Origin of the sequence: Algibacter pacificus, from assembly GCF_008033385.1 — a bacterium.
Taxonomy (GTDB): domain Bacteria; phylum Bacteroidota; class Bacteroidia; order Flavobacteriales; family Flavobacteriaceae; genus Algibacter; species Algibacter pacificus.
The window spans coordinates 61,159-82,179 of the sequence record NZ_VOGY01000001.1; the positions used below are offsets into that span (position 1 = coordinate 61,159).

The following is a 21,021-nucleotide window of genomic DNA, read 5'->3' on the forward strand; positions in this document are numbered from 1 at the left end:
CGGTGGCGTTCCGCAGTAAGCTATTGCTTTTAGCTTTTAAGGACTACAGTTTAATTTACAAAATACATTTCCAGCTCTCCTTTTCCCTTCGCAAAAATCTTTCCACGAGAATGACATGAAAAGTCATTCTTAACTAGTTCATAAGTGGAAGAAGAAATATTAATCTTGCCAGCTTCGCCAGCGGATTCAATTCTACTAGCTGTATTTATCGTGTCACCAAAAAGATCGTATGCAAACTTCTTTTTACCTACAACACCAGCGACTATCGGTCCAGAATGTATCCCGACTCTCATCCTCCACAGTATTCCATGACTCTTATTTCTCTCCTCCAGAAAGGCTAACATCTTTTGTGCAGCGGCGATACATTTAACTGCATGGTTAGTACTTTTTTCTTCAAGTCCGCAGGCCGCCATATAGGCATCACCAATGGTTTCAATCTTTTCAACTTCCGTTTCTTCCATAATCTCATCGAATTTACCAAAAATATCGTTGAGCTCATTAACCAAAGTGATTGCCGGTATGGACGCAACTATTTCAGTGAATCCTTTAAAATCAGTAAATAAAATACTAACGTTCTCGTGCTTTTTAGGAATGGTCTTTCCTTTTTCTTTTAAGTCTCTTGCTATGTTTGTAGGGAGGATATTATGCAAAAGGTTATCCGATCTTTTTTGTTCTGCTACTAATGAATCTTCCGACCTATCAATTAGTACGGATAGACTCCATATAAGAGTTAAACAAATTAAACCTGTTATACTGATGTTGACTACTTGAGATAAATACGAATCCAGTCCTTCATAATGCGCATTAATTTTTGATTGTAATAAAACGGATACGATTATAGTAAAGCAAGCCAATAAACTGAAACTGTGTGCAAATACCCTTGCCTTTCGAGGAAAAGTCATGTACGGCAAGATGATTAATAAAAAACAAATGGTGGCAACCCCTGACGAATACCCGAGCAAATAAAGAAATAAGAGCACCGAAATATATGCAGAAATAGCAAGCCACATAGAAGCAGCTACCCGCCAACCTTTCTTGTTAAGAACCAAAACCATAAGAAACATTATACCCATAACTCCATTGCTTCCGTATATTAGTGGGTCTTCAGAAAGATAAATTGTTATTACCAACCATATTGCATTAAACAAAACTCCTAGGATGGAGGCGATATTTGTTACTCGCAAATACCTTTTCTCGGTTACAGAAAACTCCTTTTTGGAGCCAATATCAATTATTTTTTGAAAAATTGAAGTTGTGCTTTTATCAATATTGCGCATTGGGTTGGTTGCATTTTGTGTTTGTGCCCAGCGTGAGCATATTTTACTTACCGAAAGGTAAATAATTAATCTATAGGGTGCAAGTCCCTTATGTGCGGGAGTTTTTGTTCAGACATACTTAAATCGTTCCAAAAGTCTTTTTTCTCTTTTTTTACGAAATCAGATACAACTTGAATTAATTCAGAATTTTCATTTTTTCAAATGATTTTCAAAAATTGAAGTTGTGCTGTTTGAATGTCTATTTTGTAACCTTTAAAGTGAATTTACGGAAGAGAAATTTTCGTTTTTACGTATGTTTTGATTAAGAATAGTGAGGTTTTGTGTGTCAGGGTTTTTCGAAGTAAATCAAATTAATCAAAGATGCAACTATTTTGGTTTAGAGTTAAACCAGAACTAGGTTTATGATGATTTCTACAGAAGTGTTTTAGTGAAAAGTTAATATCTTTTTATTGGTTTTTTATCCCAGTACTTTGTTCGCTAACGTTATCATTTCCCGATTAATGATTTTAGTAAATTTTTCGGATCTTGTCTATTGTCCCAGAAAGCTGTAATGATTATTTCAACTTCGGTTGTTTTGTAATAGATGCTATAATTTCCTAATGAAGCTACTCGGATATTTTTAAAAGTTGTTCTTTTGTATAATTCAGGATTTTTAGCAATTTGAATTGTTCTATCTGTTACTAATTTCAGCAACTTAATTGAATAGCTATTAGACTTATTTTTAGCCACCCAATATTCCAAAATCCCTACTAGTTGAATATCAGCTGTTCGAGTCCAAATTACATCGCGTTTAGCCATTCAAGGTTTCGTTTGTTCATTGCGTCTTGAGAAATTAGTTTGCCATCTTTAATATCCTTTTCGCTCATTTCTAACATTAGTTTTTGCTCATTAGTTAATTCAATAATTTCAGATTCAGATTCGCTTGATGTAATCAATTTATCCAGAGCTTCTAAAAAATCTTTGTTTCTAATCGAGAGGATTTTTTCAATCAATCCATTTCGTATGTTATCTAATGTTGCCATTTGTTGGAATTTGTTTAAAAATCTGAAATTTTATCGAGATTTCCTAATGTCTTGTTCTGAAATCTGACTGTTACCGATTAAAATCGAAATTAAGCCGTTAATTGATATACCATATTAATTGTCTTAAAGACTGAAGATACCTGTCATCTCGTTTTATTAAATACATGCATTGTATTTTTATTTACATCTGAAAAATATGCGATAAGTTTTTTTTAAGCATTAAAACAAAAACCGCCTCTAAAGACGGTTTTTATTTATAGTGATACTATTTATTATGGGGGTGTGTAGTGATTACCAATGTTAGGCACAGGTTTTATATTTCTTTGTCAATCACTATAATCATTAATCCTTCTAAAGTATACCGTCTGTAAAACTTCATAAATGCCATAAACGACAGATATGATATTCCAGTTAATATAAACAGTATTATGCAATTATTTAGATTAAAATCAAGAAAACAAACAACTCTAATAAAAAAATAAGTTGAAAGTAGACTAAAAATAAAGCTTAAAGTTCTTAAAAAACCGTACAACGCAACGTAGTTACTCATTTTAGCTTGATGTTGTTTACTATTTTCATAAGCGTAATGGGTTATAATCCGGTGAAAATCAAAATTATTCCCTTTTCCATCATCATATTTTTCAGGGTTTTCTAGCTTTTCAAGTCCTAATTGATCTATTAGTCGATTTGCTTTTGAAACAACCATATCCTGCAAAAACTCGTCCAAAGATTTTTTGTAAAACCTTTTAAATCCTAATAGTTGACCAAAAATCCAATCAAATAAAACACAAGGAAATAATACAATTATCATAACAATCCTCCATAATACGTCTTTCCAGTTCCTTGAAGATTTCCAATACCCTTTGTGTTCAATGTTAAGTAAATACTTCGATGGATAACTATATCTCCAATTAGCATACTTTTCTATCGTTACAGAAGAAGCATAACTAATTAAGTGCCCAATAGTGTATGAAATAATTACAAAGAAAAACACTCCTTCGAGTTTTACGTTAGAAAAATTTTCTATAAACTCCGAAGAGTTAAATGAATCTGTATTCTTTAGATAATCAATTATAAGGTATGAATAAATGACTAGAGAGCCAGGTATTAAATAGCCTAAAAAATCGTAGACAGAAAAGGGATTTTGTTTAATCATATATTTTGGTCGGTTTAACTTGTGCCTAACGTGTTGTTGGGCATAGTATTTTTATTCAATTTATTCTTGTGTTATTTTTAGTCCAAATCCAACCTTCAATAAAATGACATAATACTTTTGTTATTTCAACCATTCCTAATATAGCTTCAACTCTAGATTCGTCAGTTACATAATTGTCACTTTTACTAATTCTTAATTCAATTGTCCTTTTTTCTAAGTTTTTAACTTTAGATGATGTGAAAATATGTTTTTTGCTCAAATGTATAAAACCAGAAGTTTCCTTGTATACACTCGTAACCCAAGGAAATTCCTCATTCAATTTATTCCTTAAATACCAATCTTTCAAATTTTTTCCATCTCGATCAATAATTTTATCAATTTGAGTTCCATTCATTATATCTGTAGCAAACTTATGAGGCTTTTCAACAAGCCAGGCTCCAGAAAACCTAAGAATATTATCAAGATGGCATCTAACAAGATGACAAGCTCCAATATAATTTTGATTTCTTATTAGACTTGTAAATCCAAAAATCAAATGTAAAGATCTGTCCATAACTGCATTCGCTAAAATATCTAAAGGGAATGTGTTTCCAGGATGCATTTTTTTTCCTAAGTCAATAATTCTTTTTTCAAAACTTTCCAATTCTTTCAATTCTAATTCTACTTTATCTGTCATTTAAAGTGGATATTAATTCATTTTTGTTGCATTAAGTTATTGAGTACGCAGTTTCGCTTCGATATTATGACCAACTCAGGAATAAAAACACTCTTCCCCATAATCAAACAAAAAGCCCTTCCCAAATTCAAAACCAAATTTAGTAAATTTTCACCTACAAAACCGAAGGTCTTATTAACATAAGCTGTTCATAAAGAGAAAACTTTAAAATTTCCTATTAAAAATTTGGATATGTTCAATATTTAATTGAATATTTGCATTCACAAAAGTTCAATAAACGTATTGAAATGTTATCAAGAAAGGTGGAGGGATAGACCCTTTGAAACCTTAGCAACCCTTTACACTTAGTAATGAAGGTGCTAAATTCTACTTAAATTGCCGATTCATTTATCGGTATTTGGATAGATAACTAACAAAATTTGCATTCCGCAACTTTATATTTTCTTGTAACATTTTTCTAATAGGGACACTTTTTAAAAGTGAATTTGAGTTTTTTAATTTATCGCAACAGCGACAACCAATAAACTAAAAATAAGAAAAATGAGCAATCACAATTTAGCAACAAACGCATTACACGCAGGACACGACGTAAAAGCAAACGGAGGTACACAAGCGGTGCCAATTTATCAAACATCCTCTTATGTTTTTAACGATTCGGACCATGCAGCCAACCTATTTTCATTAAAAGAACTTGGCTTTATTTACACCCGTTTAAACAACCCAACCAATCAAATTTTACAAGATCGTTTAGCGGCTGTAGAAGGCGGTATAGGCGCGGTAGTTTTTGCATCGGGAACGGCAGCCATATCTACAGGATTATTAACGCTTTTAAAATCTGGCGATCATATTGTAGCTTCTAGCAGTTTATACGGCGGAACTTATAATTTATTAAACGTGACTTTAAAACGTTTTGGAATTACAACCACGTTTGTAGATGCATCGAACCCAGAGAATTTTGCTACTGCAACTCAAGATAATACACGTGCCTTTTTTGTGGAATCTTTAGGGAATCCAAAATTAGATGTTTTAGATCTTGAAGCTATTGCTGTACATTCCAAAGCAGCAGGAGTGCCTTTTATTGTAGATAATACCGTGGCAACACCAGCATTATTAAATCCGTTAAAACACGGTGCCGATCTTGTAATTCACTCTTTAACAAAATATATTGGCGGACAAGGAACTTCTTTAGGAGGTGCTATTATTGATGGTGGAACTTTTAATTGGGCTAACGGAAAATTCCCAGAATTTACGGAACCTTCTGCAGGTTACCACGGTTTAAAATACTACGAAACTTTAGGAGCAGCCTCTTATGTTTTTAAATTAATATTAGAAGGTTTACGCGATTTCGGTGGTGCTTTAAGTCCGTTTAACGCGTTCCAAATTATTCAAGGTTTAGAGACTTTACCGGTAAGAATAAAACAACACAGTGCGAATGCTTTGGAAATAGCCAAATGGTTAGAAGCACAAGACGAAATTGCTTGGGTAAACTATCCAGGTTTAGAAAGCAGCAAATACAAAACTTTAGCCGATAAATATTTAGCAAAAGGACAAAGTGGGTTGGTAACTTTCGGTCATAAAGGAGGTTTTGAAGCAGCTAAGAAAATTGCCGATAACACCAAATTATTTTCGTTACTCGCCAATATTGGCGATACCAAATCTTTAATTATTCACCCAGCAAGTACCACGCACCAACAATTGGATGAAGCGGCACAAGAAGCTGCTGGAGTGTCTAGCGATTTAATTCGTTTGTCTATTGGTTTGGAGGATATCGACGATTTAAAAGCCGATTTAACAGCTGCTTTTGCAACGATATAAATAAAACAAGTTTAGATCTGTCAGGTTTTTAAAACCTGACAGGTCTAAAAACGTAATCGATTTTAAAAACATAAAGCATTGAAGCACCCACTGCAACATATTATTATTAAAGATTATCGCACCGAAAGTGGTGTCGTTAATGCTGAAATAAACTTAAGCTATCAAGTATTCGGGAAAGCCCTTGGGACGGCGCCTATTATTTTAATAAATCATGCCTTAACCGGAAACAGCGATGTGGCAGGCGAAAATGGTTGGTGGTTAGATTTGGTTGGCGATGAAAAAGTAATCGATACCAAACTATACAGCATTTTAGCCTTTAATATCCCAGGGAATAGTTATGATGGTTTTGTGATTGATAATTACAAAGATTTTATTGCACGCGATGTGGCTAAAATATTCCTACTCGGTTTAAAAGAACTGAATACCGGAAAGCTTTTTGCAACCGTTGGAGGTTCCTTAGGTGGTGGTATTGCTTGGGAAATGGCAGCACTGCAACCCGATTTTACAGAAAACTTAGTGGTAATTGCTACCGATTGGAAAGCTACCGATTGGCTTATTGCCAATTGCCAAATTCAAGAGCAATTTTTAATCAATTCTAAAAATCCGGTGCACGATGCCCGCATGCACGCCATGTTGTGTTACCGCACGCCAGAATCTTTTAAAGAGCGTTTTCACCGTTCTAAAAACGACGATTTAGAGATTTTTAATGTAGAAAGTTGGTTGTTGCATCACGGTAAAAAATTGCAGGAACGTTTTCAATTATCGGCTTATAAACTCATGAATCAGTTGCTTAAAACGATTGATGTGACTAAAAACCGCCCCGAAGATTTTAATGTTTTAGAAAATATTAAAGCCAATATTCATATTGTTGGTGTGGATTCCGATTTGTTTTTCACCGCAGAAGAAAACAGAGAAACCCATAAACAATTGGCTTTAACGCATCCTAATGTGACGTACAACGAAATACATTCGGTACATGGTCACGATGCGTTTTTAATGGAATACGAGCAGTTAGAAAAAATTATAGAAGGCATTTTTGTGCCAGATTCAAAAAAGAAAAGAATGAAAGTATTAAAGTTTGGTGGCAAATCTTTAGGCAATGGCGAAGGATTAAACAATGTGATTTCCATTATTGAAAATAAAATTAATAATGGTGATAAAATTTCGGTGGTTGTGTCGGCTCGTGGTAATGCTACCGACGAGTTGGAAGCTATTTTAAGTCTTGCTGCAAAAGGTATTGATTATAAAGCCCAGTTAGAGGTCTTTAAAAATTATCAAAAAGAACCTTTAAAAACAGTCGATTTTACAGAAGAATTTACACTGCTCGATAAATTATTTGAAGGCGTAAGTTTACTTGGCGATTTTAGCGGTAAAATTAAAGATACCATTTTAGCACAAGGCGAATTATTGGCTATTAAAATGGTTTCGGAACTCCTGAATGAAAAGGGTATAAAATCCAACGCTGTCGATTCTCGAACTTTAATAAAAACCGATGAAAATTTTGGGAATGCTATTCCTATAGCAAAAGTCTCTAAAGATAATGTAACCGCCTTTTTTAAAGCACATAAAGATGCGGTGAATGTGGTCACTGGTTTTATTGCGTCTAATTTAAAAAATGAAACGACGACTTTAGGCAGAAATGGCAGTAATTATACAGCCGCATTAATTGCGAATTATTTAGATGCGGAAGAATTACAAAATTATACACACGTAAACGGGATTTATACAGCAAACCCAGATTTGGTTGCCGATGCTGAAAAAATTAGAGAATTATCGTTTAGTGAAGCGAATGAGTTGGCCAACTTTGGAACCACCATTTTACATGCTAAAACCATTATTCCTTTAGTTGAAAAAAATATCAACTTACGTATTTTAAATACCTTTAATCCTGAGGATGAAGGAACTTTAATTACCGCCAAACCAAGCTCGAAAGAAGTGACGTCGCTGTCTGTTTTAGATAATGTGGCACTTTTAAATCTTGAAGGTCGTGGCTTATTAGGTAAAAGTGGGGTCGATGCTAGAATTTTTAGAGCGTTGAGTATTCATGATATTAGTGTGAGTATTATTTCGCAAGGTTCATCGGAGCGTGGTATTGGGTTAATTATTAACGCCAACCAAGCTACGCAAGCGGTTATTGCTTTAGAACGTGAGTTTGAAAACGATTTCTATTCGCAAGATGTTAATAAAATTGATGTGGTGGACGATGTGTCTGTCATCTCCATTATTGGTATCGAGCTAAGTTCGTTCCACAAACCATTTAACGCGCTTATAAAAAACCAAATTACCCCGTTGTTATTTAACAATACCGTTACCGGAAGAAATATAAGTTTGGTGGTTAAAAAAAGCCAATTACATAAAGCAATGAATGTGATTCATGGTGAGATTTTCGGAATTTCTAAAAAGATAAACATTGCTATTTTCGGACACGGTGGTGTTGGTGGGGCATTGATAAATCAGATTTTAAAATCGAGAAGCGATATTGAAAAACGTAAAGCGATTAACTTAAATGTGTTTGCTATTGCGAATTCTAAAAAACAATTGTTAAGTAAAAACGGTGTGGAAACCAATTGGGAAGACGCCATAAAAACCGTTGAAACGAATAGTTCTATTGAAGATATTATTGCTTTTGCGAAAGAAAATCATTTAGAAAATTTAATAGCGGTGGATAATACGGCGAGTCCGAATTTTTATAAAAACTATGGGCCTTTAATTGAAGCCGGATTCGATTTGGTGAGTTCTAATAAAATAGCGAACACGATCTCGTATGATTTTTATAAAGATTTACGCGTTCAGTTAAAAGAAAATAATAAACAATATTTATACGAAACTACGGTTGGCGCAGGTTTACCGTTAATTGATACCATTAAATTATTACACGAATCGGGTGAGAATATTACAAGAATCCGTGGGGTGTTTTCGGGAACGTTGAGTTATTTGTTCAATAATTTTTCGGTTGAAGATAAACCGTTTAGTGAAATTATTCAGGAAACTATCGACAAAGGATTTACAGAACCCGATCCGAGAGAAGATTTTTCTGGAAATGATGTGGCTCGAAAGCTATTAATTTTAGCGAGAGAGTTAGATTTGCATAATGAGTTTGAAGATGTTTCGGTACTGAATTTAATTCCGGAAGCGTATCAAAATATATCTGTGGAATCATTTTTAGGACAGTTAGATGTTTTAAATGAACAATACCAAACCATAAAAGATAAGCAAGAGCCAGGGCATGTGTTACGCTATATTGGTGATTTATCGGGCGATTTATCGAAAGATAAAGGTGTGTTGGAAGTGAAATTAGTGTCTATTCCAAATGATAGTACGTTGGGCCAAATAAAAGGGTCGGATGCTATTTTTGAAATATTTACCGAAAGTTATGGAGAACAGCCTATTGTAATTCAGGGAGCAGGAGCAGGTGCGGAAGTTACGGCTCGTGGTGTGTTTGGTGATATTTTACGATTGTCTAAGCATATAAACTAATTCTGTTTTTTCATTTCCGCGAAGGCGGAAATCTCAGACCTGTCAGGTTTTTAAAATCTAATAGGTCTTTTCAAGAAAACCAAAACCCAGTTGGTTTAAAACAAACCACAGCAGGTAAGTGCATTAGGGATTGATGCGGCATCCTTTTTTGTTTTTCTCAAAAAAGATATAGCGGAAAGCCCGACCCGATAGGGGAATGCCCAAATAAAAAGAATAATAAATCTTCTAAGGTTTTAAAGCCTTTGTTGAATAGTGAAAAAAAATGAGCGAGCATAAAAAACATTTTGAAACAGAAGCGATACGCACACAGAGTGAAAATACACAATTTTCGGAGCATTCGGTACCTTTGTACTTAACGTCTGGATTTGTGTTTGAAGATTCTGAGGAGATGCGCGCGTCTTTTGCGGAAGAAAAACAACGCGATTTATATAGTAGATACGGCAACCCGAATGTGACTGAATTTGTAGATAAGGTTTGCAAAATGGAAGGGGCAGAGGCCGGTTTTGCGTTTGCAAGTGGTATGGCTGCTGTGTTTTCTACATTTGCAACGTTGTTGGATGCTGGAGACCATGTGGTGTCTTGCAGTTCTGTTTTTGGTGCTACGCATGGTTTATTTACTAAGTATTTTCCGAAGTGGCATATTGAATGTTCGTATTTTAATGTCAATGAAGTTGATGCTGTTGAAAGTTTAATACGGCCAAATACCAAGTTTATTTATGCCGAAACGCCTACAAACCCAGGTGTTGATGTGTTGGATTTAGAGTTTTTAAGTGCTATTTGTAAAAAACATAATTTACTGCTGGTTATTGATAACTGCTTTGCGACACCGTATTTACAGCAACCTATAAAATTTGGTGCCGATTTGGTGATTCATTCGGCAACGAAATTAATGGACGGCCAAGGGCGTGTGTTAGGTGGCGTAACGGTTGGTAATGCAGCATTGATTCGTGAAATTTACTTGTTTTCAAGATTAACCGGGCCGTCTATGAGTCCGTTTAATGCTTGGGTATTGTCTAAATCTTTAGAAACCTTAGCGATTAGAGTGGAAAGACATTGTGAAAATGCTTTAAAATTGGCGACCTTTTTAGAGGCACACCCTAAAGTAAAATGGGTGAAATATCCGTTTTTAAAATCGCACCCTAAATATGATATTGCTAAAAAGCAAATGAAAATGGGAGGAAGCATTGTGGCTTTTGAGGTTGAAGGCGGAATAGAAGGTGGAAAGTCCTTTTTTGATAGTATAAAAATGTGTTCGCTATCTGCAAATTTAGGAGATACCCGAACGATTGTAACACACCCAGCAAGTACAACCCATGCTAAAGTTGAAGCTAGTGTAAAAGCGGCTGCGGGTATTACAGATGGTATGGTACGTTGCTCTTTAGGTTTAGAGCATATTGACGATATTATTGCCGATATAGCGCAGGCTTTGGGTTAGGTAAATAATATTGATTTGCGGTATTAATTTTACTTTTCGTGTTTTGTTATTTATGGATGTAATTTAATTGGCTGAAATGCTATTTGGAACATGAGATTTGGAATAGTTGCTATAATTTAGTGGTATTCTAATTACGAAAATTAGGAAGCAGGTATCTGGTTTTAAGTTTTTACCAAATTTAGCGCGTATACCAATAAATAGTGGTGATTACGCCAATAATAGTAAGTACGGTAAGGCATATTTTCCAGATTGAATATGGACGCTGCCCAGCAATAAAGCCGTTTTCTCCGTTTACAAAAAAGCTGTAACGCTTCCCTTTAAATGAATAGGTGCTAATATAAACCGGTAATAAAATATGCTTGAAAGTTTCGTTTGTAAGGGTTATATCTATTGAAGTTACCTTTTGAGTGTCGCCCCCAATATCTCTACGAGCCCAATTTTTTGCAATGGTTTTTGCTACTTTATTACTTTCAATGTGACCCTTTTGAAGCGGAATGGTGTATTTTTCTGTTACAAAACCTGAAAGGAAGGAATTGTTAAAGGGTTTTAATAATTTTAAATTCCAACGAGAAATCTTTTTAGGAATGACACCTTGTTTTTGACTAGATGCTTTAATTAAAGTATCATCTATAAAGCCAGAAATATTACCAGAAGTCGCATACCAACGTGTTCGGCGTTCTTTCACTGTTTTTCGGTTTTTTCCACTTCCTATAGTTTTAGTAATATAATAGTATTTGCCTCGCTTACCTGTATAATGAGCGTAAAGCTGAGCGTCAAAAGTCCAATATGGTACATATAACCCTCTTGTTTGCTCTGGGTCTATTGCTGCTTTTTTTAAATCGTCTGGTGCAAACCATAAGCTTTCCACCCAAGTTTTAAATATTTGAAAAGCCTTTTTTTGATCAATCTGAAAAGGTAAAACTGCACCAGGTAGTATCCATTCCTCGTGATAAGCATCTTCTATTATCAACGGAGAACCACAATAAATACAAGCAAGCGATTTGTAATTATCTTTAATATGTTGATTGGCTCCGCAGTTTTTGCAGTGAAGTATGGTTATTTCTTCACTATTGCTAAGTGACCCCATTTTCTTTAAGTAGGGTTTTAATTCTAATTCTTCAAAACCATTTTTCGATGTGTCAATTGTTTCTTTGTACCCGCAATAATCACAAGTTAAGGCAGTTGTTCCAGGGGCATAAGTAAGCTCTGCTCCACAATTAATACAGGATTTTTTGAGTTCAGATTTTTTAGTTGAAAAGCCTTCCATTAAGTAAACATGTTAAACCTATAAATTGAATTATAGAAGTGTTTTATAGGTTGGGTTGCAGAGGTTGTTTTTGTTGTAACTCAAGTTAAAAAAACGAACTATTGTGGAGGGAGTGGAGGTGGTGTACTACCTCCTAAGAAGGATTTCAATTCGTCTATTTGTTGCAAAGGTTGCCATGTTGTTAATCCAGATTTCCATATAAGCGTATCTTTGTTTATTGTTCTATTTGCAAATAAACTTTGTAATTTCCCAAAACTAACAGGGCCGGCTTGTAACCCATTTGAAGCATAAAAGTACTGAACTGATATTGGAATAGGGGGAGGTGTTTGTATGTTTTGTTGCTGTCTATGGTGTTCACTCATTTGTGGGGTCATTATACTACCCATTTGTTGAGCAAGAGCAAACCCCATACCCATACCCATGCCCGCACCAGCCGTACCTCCATTGTTTAAAGCAGCGGCTTCAATGGCTTTAGCGGTTTTAAATTTGGTAAGCTTATCCAAGTCTAGTTTGTCTATTCGGCTATATTCAAAGATTTCTTTTTTAAGGTCTTCGGGCATGGAAACATTTTCAATATAGAATTTTTCCAGTGATATCCCCACGCTGTTAAATTCGGGCTGCATGACCTCATTACAGGTTTCGGAAAGTTCTGTGGTGTTTGCGGCATATAATTCTATGGGGAGTTTTGCTTCTCCAACCGTATCTGTAAAACGTGTTGCAATAAGGCTTTTTAAGTGTTCATTAATTTCAAAATTGGTGAAATTACTATCCGTTCCAACAATGTTTATAATAAATTTTCCGGCATCGTTAATGCGATACGCGTAAGTACCAAATGCTCGTATTTCGACTAAGCCAAAACGGTCGTCACTTAAAGTTATAGGGTTTTTTGTTCCCCATTTTTCATCGGTAAAAAGATGGGTGTTTACAAAGTATACTTCGGCCTTAAACGGGCTGTCAAAACCGTATTTCCAGCCTTTTAATGTTGTTAAAATTGGAAGGTTTTTTGTGTTTAAGGTGTATGTGCCTGGTTTAAAAACATCTGCCAATTGACCTTCATTTATAAAAACAGCGGTCTGCCCTTCGCGAACAATAAGTTTAGCGTTATTTTTAATTTCATTTTGATAACGCTCAAAACGATGGCAAATTGTATCATCGGTATAATCTAGCCACTCTATAATGTCTATAAATTCGTGACTTAATTTTTCTTTTATTTTACTAAAAATGTCCATTTTATAAAGATTTATTAAATGTGATTTTTAAGCTTATATCGTGTTAATAATGATAGCTTTACATTAGGTTGTCTCTTCAAATTTACTTTAAATTTTGATAAATACAATTTTTAAATTTAAATATTACTTAACTTTTTAAAAAGAGATATGGCTTTTATTGGGTAGATAATGGTTTACTTTTTGTTAGTTCACTATGGTATTATATTTATTAGAGACTTTTTGCAGTTGTTAGGTTATACATAGAGTACAACCTGTTTTTTTTTATAACCTAATATGAACAAATAATTATTCATTTTTTCTTAATTTAATTATCTTAGCGGTATGTTATCTAAAAAGACTAAATACGGGTTAAAAGCACTCGCTTTTATTGCAAGAAACCAAAGTGATTCACCGGTACCTGTAAATGAAATTGCTAAGCACGAAAAAATTCCACAGAAATTCTTAGAAAGTATTTTATTAACTTTAAGGAAAGCCGGGATTTTAAGTTCTAAAAAAGGAAAGCATGGAGGGTATTATTTAAGACAACCGGCTACAGAAGTTAAAATGACCGATGTAATGCGGGTGCTAGAAGGTCCTATTGCAATGGTGCCCTGTGTAAGTCTTAATTTTTATGAAAAATGTGATGATTGTCCCGATGAAGATCAATGTAGTGTGAATAAACTCATGATTATGATACGGGATAATACGTTAAAAGTACTTCGAGACAATACGTTAGCCGATTTATCTAATATTAAATCTTGATAAAATCATGAAAAATTTTCGCTTTTCTATAGAATTTCTTCAGTTAAAGCCGAAAATATTTCATTATCCTAAAAAATACTTAAAACTTCTTTGTAAAGCACAAAATTGTATTACATTTGTAACTCCTACTAAAACGGTAGGATTAATATAAAATTAAGAAAATGATAGCGCAAATGTTATTAAAAAATAAAGAAAAGTCCACTTACCAAGAAGATGCTGTTGGAGAAAAACCAATTAGAAGTGTTGCAAAAGCTTTAAGCTGGAGACTTATTGGAACTTTAGATACTTTAATAGTTTCTTATTTTTTAACAGGAAAACTATCGGTAGCGGCATCTATTGCTTCTGTCGATTTTATAACAAAAATGGTGTTATACTTTTTTCACGAGCGTATTTGGAATTCAGTTAAATGGGGGAAATAATGATAGAGCAATCAGAATTAAATACATTAAATGAAGCGTTTAAAAATGCTTCACCACAAGAAATAATAGCCAAAGCTTTCGAATTGAGTAGCAAGGCTGTAGTAACAACAAACTTTAGGCCTTATGAAGCCGCTATTTTACATGCTGTAAATACGGTTACACCTAAAACAGCTGTTGTTTGGTGCGATACGGGTTACAATACTCCACAAACTTATAGGCATGCGGAGCAAGTTATAAAAAGTTTAGACTTAAACGTGTTTTTGTATGTACCAAAACAAACATCAGCGCACAGAGACGTGGTTATGGGGATTCCTAGCGTAGACGACCCTAAACATGCTTTATTTACAGAGCAAGTAAAATTGGAGCCTTTTGCAAGAGCGATGGCAGAACACCAACCAGAAGTTTGGTTTACTAACTTACGCCAAGGACAAACCGCATTTAGAGATAGCATTGGCATTTTTAGTGTAAGTAAAACTGGTGTTTTAAAAGTGAGCCCGTTTTATTTTTGGAGTGATGAAAAATTAGATACGTATTTGGAAGAAAACAACTTGCCAAATGAGTTTAAATATTTCGACCCAACAAAAGCATTGTCGAATAGAGAATGTGGTTTACACGGATAGAAAGTTGAAAATTACAGAGCGTAAATAAGAAATAAAGAATATATTCCGCGAAAGCGAAATAACAAATAAGATTATGAATAAAGACACATCAAGTATAAATTCGTTAGAAAACGAGGCTATATACATTATGAGAGAAGTGGCAGCACAATTTGAAAAACCGGTGTTGTTATTTTCTGGAGGAAAGGATTCTATTACTTTGGTTAGATTGGCGGTTAAAGCGTTTTACCCTGCAAAAGTGCCTTTTCCTTTAATGCATATAGATACGGGGCATAACTTCCCTGAAACTATCGAATTTAGAGACCGTTTGGTTAAAGAATTAGGCTTAGAACTTATTGTACGTAACGTGCAAGATTCTATTGATGAAGGTAAAGTAAAAGAAGAATCTGGTCGTTACGCCAGTAGAAATATGTTGCAAACTACCACGCTTCTTGATGCTATTGAAGAATTTAAGTTTGATGCTTGTATTGGTGGTGCGCGTCGTGATGAAGAAAAAGCGAGAGCTAAAGAACGTATTTTTTCTGTTCGTGACGATTTTGGTCAGTGGGATGAGAAAAACCAACGCCCAGAGTTGTTCGATATGTTGAATGGTGATATTGAGCACGGACAAAATGTACGTGTGTTCCCTATTTCTAACTGGACAGAATTGGATGTTTGGTCGTATATCGAGAAAGAAAATATTGAAATTCCTTCTATATATTTTGCTCACAAACGAAAAGTGTTCTTAAGAGATGGTATGATTTGGTCTGCTGAAGATGGTATTGTTTACAGAGATGATAATGAAGAAGTATTAGAGAAAATGGTGCGTTTTAGAACGGTTGGCGATATGAGTTGTACAGCAGCGGTATTGTCCGATGCAGTTTCAATTTCTAAAGTTGTAGAAGAAATTAGAGATTCTACAATTTCAGAACGTGGTGCACGTATTGATGATAAACGCTCGGAAGCCGCCATGGAAAAACGTAAACAACAAGGGTATTTTTAGAATACCAATTTTGTTATTTCCGCGAAGGCGGAAATCTTTTTAAAAACAATAAAGTTCAGATTGCTTAAAGCGAAAAGCTTATAGCATAAAGCAAATAAAAAATGGAAGTATTAAAAATTGCAACAGCAGGAAGTGTAGATGACGGTAAAAGTACCTTAATTGGTCGCATCCTTTACGATACAAAATCATTAACTTCAGATAAGTTAAAAGCGATTGAAGATAAAAGTGAACAATTAGGGTATGATTACCTAGATTTTTCATTAGCAACCGATGGTTTAATGGCCGAAAGAGAACAGGGTATTACTATTGATGTAGCCCATATATATTTTTCAACTAAAAAGAAAAGTTACATTATTGCCGATACTCCGGGCCACGTAGAATATACGCGTAACATGGTTACAGGTGCTTCAACATCTCAAGCTTCTATCGTTTTAATTGATGCTAGAAAAGGAGTTATTGAGCAAACTAATCGTCACTTTTTTATCAATAATTTATTGAGAATTAAAGACGTTGTGGTTGCTATAAATAAAATGGATTTAGTTGATTATTCAGAAGAAACTTATAATAAAATTAAGGCCGATTTTTCTGAATTAATGAGCAAAAGAGATTATCAAGATCAAAAAATAACATTCATTCCTGTAAGTGCATTAAAAGGGGATAATGTTGTAAATAAATCGGATAAAATGCCTTGGTATACTGGTGATGCTTTATTACAGCATTTAGAAGATTTAGATAAAAATGATGTTTTTAATGTGGGGACACCACGTTTTCCGGTGCAGTATGTTATTCGTCCTAAAACTGAAGATTTTCACGATTTTAGAGGGTATGCAGGAAAAGTTTATGGTGGCGAATTAAGTGTTGGTGATGATATTATGGTTTTACCATCTAAAACAAGATCTAAAATTAAAGATATCTATTTCTATGATGAGAAGTATCAAACGGCATCAAGACGTTCTTCGGTAACGATTACTTTAGAAAACGATATTAATGTGTCTCGTGGTGATATGATTGTTAAGGATGGTGATTTACCTACCATTGATAAACAATTTACAGCCAATGTATGCTGGATGGATTCTGAAAACTTAACCGTTGGCGGTAAATACATTGTACAACACGGTGTTAATAAAGTATTAGCTAAGGTGGATAGAATTAATCATAAAATCAATCCAGATTATTCGGGAATTGATAAAGAAGCTACGTCATTAGGTGTTAATGATATTGCCTCGGTTTCTTTTAAATTAAACAAACCCATCTTTTTCGATCAATTCAAAAACCATAGAACAAACGGTTCGTTTATTTTAATAGATCCACAATCTAACAACACAGTTGGGGCTGGTTTTATCCAGTAAAAAATAATAAAAAATATTTTTCTAATAAGAAAAAGGTCAGGTATATCATGCAAAGTTTTGAAACAGAAATAGAAAATCCAATAGTACAAAAGGATATCATTGAATTAGCTAATAAAATTGAGCTATTTAACAATGGTAAAATTGATGAAGAAAAATTTAGAAGTCTTCGTTTGGCGCGTGGCGTTTATGGTCAGCGTCAAGAAGGGGTTCAAATGATTCGTATCAAGATTCCTTACGGAAAAATGAAAAGTAATCAATTGCGTAGAATTGCTGATGTTTCAGATGAATATTCTCGTGGTCGTTTACACATTACAACCCGTCAAGACATCCAAATTCACTATGTAGATTTGCAAAGAACTCCAGAACTTTGGGCAGAACTTGAAAAAGATGAAGTTACAGTTCGTGAAGCTTGTGGAAACGTGGTTAGAAACGTAACGGCTTCGGAAACAGCAGGGATAGATGCTAACGAACTTTTTGATGTATCACCTTATGCGGATGCGATTTTTAAATTCTTTTTACGTAACCCAATTTGTCAAGAAATGGGACGTAAATTTAAAGTGTCTTTTTCGAATACAGATGAAGATACAGGCTTATCATATTTACATGATATTGGGTTTATTGCCAAAATAGAAAACGGTGTTCGTGGTTTTAAAGTGTTGGTTGCAGGTGGATTAGGATCTCAACCGCGTCATGCCGAAGAGCTTTACAGTTTTTTGCCTACGGATAAAATTATTCCAGTAATGGAAGGTGTTTTACGTGTTTTCGATCGTTACGGCGAACGTAAAAGTAGAGCTAAAGCACGTATGAAATTCCTTTTAAAGGATATCGGTTTAGAGGCTTTTAAAGGATTAATTGCTGAAGAACAAAAAGCAATTGAATTTAAATCTGTGGCTATTGATGCGGATGCGTATGTGGCATCAAAACCTGTTTCAGTGGAAGCGCCTCAGGTTGAAATTAAAGATCAAGCCGCTTTCGATTTATGGAAATCGACTAACCTTATTCCTCAAAAACAGGAAGGATATGTTGCCATTGGTGTTAAAGTATTGTTAGGCGATTTTTATACCGATAAAGCCCGTTTATTAGCCGATTTAATTGATAATTATGCAGCTGGTGAAGTCCGTTTAACATTGCGTCAAAATATTGTAATTCCTTTTGTAAAGGAAGATTTAGTACCGTTTTTCTACCAAGAACTTGAAAAATTAGGATTTGTAGAAGCGGGGTATAATAAAGCCGTAGATATTACAGCTTGTCCGGGTACAGATACTTGTAATTTAGGTATCGCTAGTAGTACAGGAATTGCTGAAGAATTGGAACGTGTGATTAAAACAGATTATCCGCAATATTTAAAAAACGATGATTTAGTTATAAAAATTAGTGGTTGTATGAATGCTTGTGGACAACACAATATGGCTAATATTGGTTTCCAAGGCATGACCGTTAGAACGCCAGATAAATTGGTAGCACCAGCGTTACAAGTGTTATTAGGTGGTGGAAATTTAGGAAATGGAAATGCATTATTTGCAGATAAAGTTGTAAAAGTACCAAGTAAAAGAGGACCTGAAGCCTTACGTAGAATTTTAAACGATTTTGAAGCGAATGCCAACGGAAAATCGTTTGTAGATTACTATAAAGTGACCGGAGAACGTTATTTTTACGATTTATTAAACGATTTACAAGACGTTACTAATTTAACTCAAGAAGATTTTATCGATTGGGGAGAAGAAGAAAAATACGTTAAAGAAATTGGTATTGGCGAATGTGCAGGTGTGGTTATCGATTTAATTGCCACGTTGTTTTTCGAAAGTGAAGAGAAAATTGAGAATGCAAAGGAATCTTTCGAAAACGGGGTTTATTCGGGAGCTATTTATTTAGCATACCAATCGTTAGTTAATTCCGCGAAAGCGTTATTATTAGCAGAAAATAAAAAGACTAATACACACGCTGGAATTGTTTCTCAGTTTGATGAAGTTTTTGTTGAAAGTGGAAAAATTAATTTAGGTACATCGTTTTCCGAATTAATTTATCAAATTAATAAAAACGCGCCAACTAAGGATTTTGCTGTAAGTTATATAGACGGTGCCAATAAATTTTTATCGGCCGTAAGAGCTTTTAGGCTTGCAGAGCAAGAAGCATAATTAAAATTATACATGAGTTTAAAAACCCCAAAATTAACCATTGTAGGTGCAGGACCTGGCGATGTAGATTTAATTACGCTTAAAGCAATTAAAGCGATAGAATCGGCAGATGTGGTGCTTTACGATGCGCTAATTAATCCCGAATTACTAAAATATGCTCCTAAATATGCGGAACTTATTTTTGTAGGAAAACGGAAAGGGTGTTATGCTTTTCAGCAAGAGCAAATTAACGAACTTATTGTGTCTAAAGCCAAAGAAAATGGGCATGTGGTACGGTTAAAAGGCGGCGATCCTTTTATTTTTGGTCGTGGTGCTGAAGAGATCGATTTTGTGAGATCATTTGGATTAGAAACCTATGTGGTTCCTGGAATTTCATCGTCTATGGCGGTGCCTGCATATCAAGGGATTCCTGTTACAAAACGTGGCGCAGCCGAAAGTTTTTGGGTGATTACCGGAACTACTAAAAAACATCAGTTATCTGGCGATGTGGCTTTGGCTGCAAAATCTTCGGCAACAGTTGTTATTTTAATGGGCATGGGGAAATTGAGTGAAATTGTTAAGATTTTTTCAGAAGAAAATAAACATAACATGTCGGTCGCTATTATTCAAAATGGCACTAGAGATAATGAAAACGTGGGGATTGGTTCTATAGAAACTATAGAACAAATTGTTGCAGAAAAACAATTGGCAAACCCGGCTATTATTGTTATTGGCGATGTGGTAAAAGAACGCGCTGTACTATCATCTGTTGTTGAAACGGTTAATAAAAAGAAATAAGATGCTAGACGAAGCCGATAAAATAAAAAGCGCAAATTTAGCTGAAAAAGAAAGGAATAATTTATATCCTATTTTTTTAAAAACGAAAAGCTTAAATGTGCTTATTGTTGGAGGTGGTTATGTTGCTGAAGAAAAATTAACATTTTTGTTAAAATCGAGCCCCGATGCACATGTTACCATGGTATCACCAATGTTTCGCGAAGGCACTAGAAAATTAGCAAAAACGGCTTGTGTAACATTGGTTGAAGATGTTTACAAAAAAAAATATATTATTGGCAAGCATATAGTGGTTGCTACGACAGATTTACCGGAAGTTAATGTGGAGGTTTGGAAAGATTGCAGAGCAGAAGCTAAACTTGTTAACGTAGCCGATAACCCGCCATATTGCGATTTTTATATGGGTGGAATTGTAACCAAAGGCAACGTAAAAGTGGCTATTTCTACAAATGGAAAATCGCCCACAACGGCAAAACGTTTGCGTCAATTTTTTGAGGATGTTATTCCTGAAAATATCGACGATTTAGTGAAAAATTTAAACGCGTTTAGAAATACTATTAAAGGTGATTTTGAACAAAAAGTGGAAACGTTAAACGAATTCACAAAAGGATTAATTGAAAAGAAAGAGTAATTACACATAAAGCAAAGTA

The 21,021-nt window shown here is 34.5% G+C and carries 18 protein-coding genes and 1 riboswitch; of the genes, 11 read left to right on the forward strand and 7 right to left on the reverse strand.

Features of this window, described 5'->3' with window-relative positions; genetic code table 11:
• Nucleotides 1-50: 50 nt before the first annotated feature.
• The 5 genes from FQU21_RS00910 to FQU21_RS00930 form a co-directional block, all read right to left on the reverse strand.
• Nucleotides 51-1,277 (reverse strand): adenylate/guanylate cyclase domain-containing protein, encoded by a 1,227-nt coding sequence (locus FQU21_RS00910; RefSeq protein WP_147676143.1) that lies wholly within the window; start codon nt 1,275-1,277, stop codon nt 51-53.
• A 486-nt stretch (nt 1,278-1,763) separates the two neighbouring features.
• Entirely contained in the window at nt 1,764-2,075 is a 312-nt protein-coding gene (locus FQU21_RS00915; protein ID WP_147676144.1) for a type II toxin-antitoxin system RelE/ParE family toxin, read from the reverse strand.
• Nucleotides 2,057-2,299 (reverse strand): hypothetical protein, encoded by a 243-nt coding sequence (locus FQU21_RS00920; protein ID WP_147676145.1) that lies wholly within the window; start codon nt 2,297-2,299, stop codon nt 2,057-2,059. The genes FQU21_RS00915 and FQU21_RS00920 overlap by 19 nt, the downstream gene beginning before the upstream one ends.
• Nucleotides 2,300-2,612: 313 nt before the next feature.
• Nucleotides 2,613-3,455 (reverse strand): hypothetical protein, encoded by an 843-nt coding sequence (locus FQU21_RS00925; RefSeq protein WP_147676146.1) that lies wholly within the window; start codon nt 3,453-3,455, stop codon nt 2,613-2,615.
• 55 nt (nt 3,456-3,510) lie between these two features.
• The gene (locus FQU21_RS00930) at nt 3,511-4,131 is read right to left on the reverse strand and encodes a hypothetical protein (protein ID WP_147676147.1); all 621 of its coding nucleotides are present in this window, start codon (nt 4,129-4,131) and stop codon (nt 3,511-3,513) included.
• A 287-nt stretch (nt 4,132-4,418) separates the two neighbouring features.
• Nucleotides 4,419-4,543, forward strand: a riboswitch (SAM riboswitch).
• Nucleotides 4,544-4,671: 128 nt separating this feature from the next.
• Here FQU21_RS00930 and FQU21_RS00935 point away from each other — a divergent pair.
• The 3 genes from FQU21_RS00935 to FQU21_RS00945 all read left to right on the forward strand — a co-directional run bounded on the left by FQU21_RS00935 (nt 4,672) and on the right by FQU21_RS00945 (nt 10,858).
• Nucleotides 4,672-5,946, forward strand: a complete 1,275-nt coding sequence (locus FQU21_RS00935; protein WP_147676148.1) for an O-acetylhomoserine aminocarboxypropyltransferase/cysteine synthase family protein — start codon at nt 4,672-4,674, stop codon at nt 5,944-5,946.
• Nucleotides 5,947-6,024: 78 nt separating this feature from the next.
• Nucleotides 6,025-9,423 carry a bifunctional aspartate kinase/homoserine dehydrogenase I gene (gene thrA / locus FQU21_RS00940; protein ID WP_147676149.1) on the forward strand — a complete coding sequence of 1,133 codons (3,399 nt, stop codon included), beginning with the start codon at nt 6,025-6,027 and terminating at the stop codon, nt 9,421-9,423.
• Between the two features lie 262 nt (nt 9,424-9,685).
• On the forward strand, nt 9,686-10,858 hold the full coding sequence (locus FQU21_RS00945) for a trans-sulfuration enzyme family protein (protein ID WP_147676150.1): 1,173 nt from the start codon (nt 9,686-9,688) through the stop codon (nt 10,856-10,858).
• Between the two features lie 178 nt (nt 10,859-11,036).
• Here the strand turns inward: FQU21_RS00945 and FQU21_RS00950 are convergent, their stop codons facing one another.
• Together FQU21_RS00950 and FQU21_RS00955 are read right to left on the reverse strand one after the other, a co-directional pair.
• Nucleotides 11,037-12,125 (reverse strand): TFIIB-type zinc ribbon-containing protein, encoded by a 1,089-nt coding sequence (locus FQU21_RS00950; RefSeq protein ID WP_147676151.1) that lies wholly within the window; start codon nt 12,123-12,125, stop codon nt 11,037-11,039.
• Nucleotides 12,126-12,223: 98 nt separating this feature from the next.
• Nucleotides 12,224-13,354 (reverse strand): SPFH domain-containing protein, encoded by a 1,131-nt coding sequence (locus FQU21_RS00955; RefSeq protein ID WP_147676152.1) that lies wholly within the window; start codon nt 13,352-13,354, stop codon nt 12,224-12,226.
• Nucleotides 13,355-13,675: 321 nt separating this feature from the next.
• Here FQU21_RS00955 and FQU21_RS00960 point away from each other — a divergent pair, with 321 nt between their 5' ends.
• The 8 genes from FQU21_RS00960 to FQU21_RS00995 all read left to right on the forward strand — a co-directional run bounded on the left by FQU21_RS00960 (nt 13,676) and on the right by FQU21_RS00995 (nt 21,002).
• On the forward strand, nt 13,676-14,095 hold the full coding sequence (locus tag FQU21_RS00960) for an RrF2 family transcriptional regulator (protein WP_147676153.1): 420 nt from the start codon (nt 13,676-13,678) through the stop codon (nt 14,093-14,095).
• Between the two features lie 161 nt (nt 14,096-14,256).
• Complete coding sequence (locus tag FQU21_RS00965) at nt 14,257-14,514, forward strand: DUF2061 domain-containing protein (protein WP_147676154.1); 258 nt, start codon at nt 14,257-14,259, stop codon at nt 14,512-14,514.
• Nucleotides 14,514-15,134, forward strand: a complete 621-nt coding sequence (locus FQU21_RS00970) for a phosphoadenosine phosphosulfate reductase domain-containing protein (RefSeq protein ID WP_147676155.1) — start codon at nt 14,514-14,516, stop codon at nt 15,132-15,134. The genes FQU21_RS00965 and FQU21_RS00970 overlap by 1 nt, the downstream gene beginning before the upstream one ends.
• Before the next feature lie 73 nt (nt 15,135-15,207).
• Entirely contained in the window at nt 15,208-16,113 is a 906-nt protein-coding gene (cysD, locus tag FQU21_RS00975; RefSeq protein WP_147676156.1) for a sulfate adenylyltransferase subunit CysD, read from the forward strand.
• Nucleotides 16,114-16,214: 101 nt separating this feature from the next.
• Nucleotides 16,215-17,462 carry a sulfate adenylyltransferase subunit 1 gene (locus tag FQU21_RS00980; protein ID WP_147676157.1) on the forward strand — a complete coding sequence of 416 codons (1,248 nt, stop codon included), beginning with the start codon at nt 16,215-16,217 and terminating at the stop codon, nt 17,460-17,462.
• Between the two features lie 47 nt (nt 17,463-17,509).
• On the forward strand, nt 17,510-19,597 hold the full coding sequence (locus FQU21_RS00985) for a HEPN domain-containing protein (protein WP_147676158.1): 2,088 nt from the start codon (nt 17,510-17,512) through the stop codon (nt 19,595-19,597).
• 12 nt (nt 19,598-19,609) lie between these two features.
• Nucleotides 19,610-20,374: a uroporphyrinogen-III C-methyltransferase gene (gene cobA / locus FQU21_RS00990; protein ID WP_147676159.1), complete on the forward strand. Its 765-nt coding sequence runs from the start codon at nt 19,610-19,612 to the stop codon at nt 20,372-20,374.
• Between the two features lies 1 nt (nt 20,375).
• Nucleotides 20,376-21,002 carry a precorrin-2 dehydrogenase/sirohydrochlorin ferrochelatase family protein gene (locus FQU21_RS00995; protein ID WP_147676160.1) on the forward strand — a complete coding sequence of 209 codons (627 nt, stop codon included), beginning with the start codon at nt 20,376-20,378 and terminating at the stop codon, nt 21,000-21,002.
• Nucleotides 21,003-21,021: the final 19 nt, after the last annotated feature.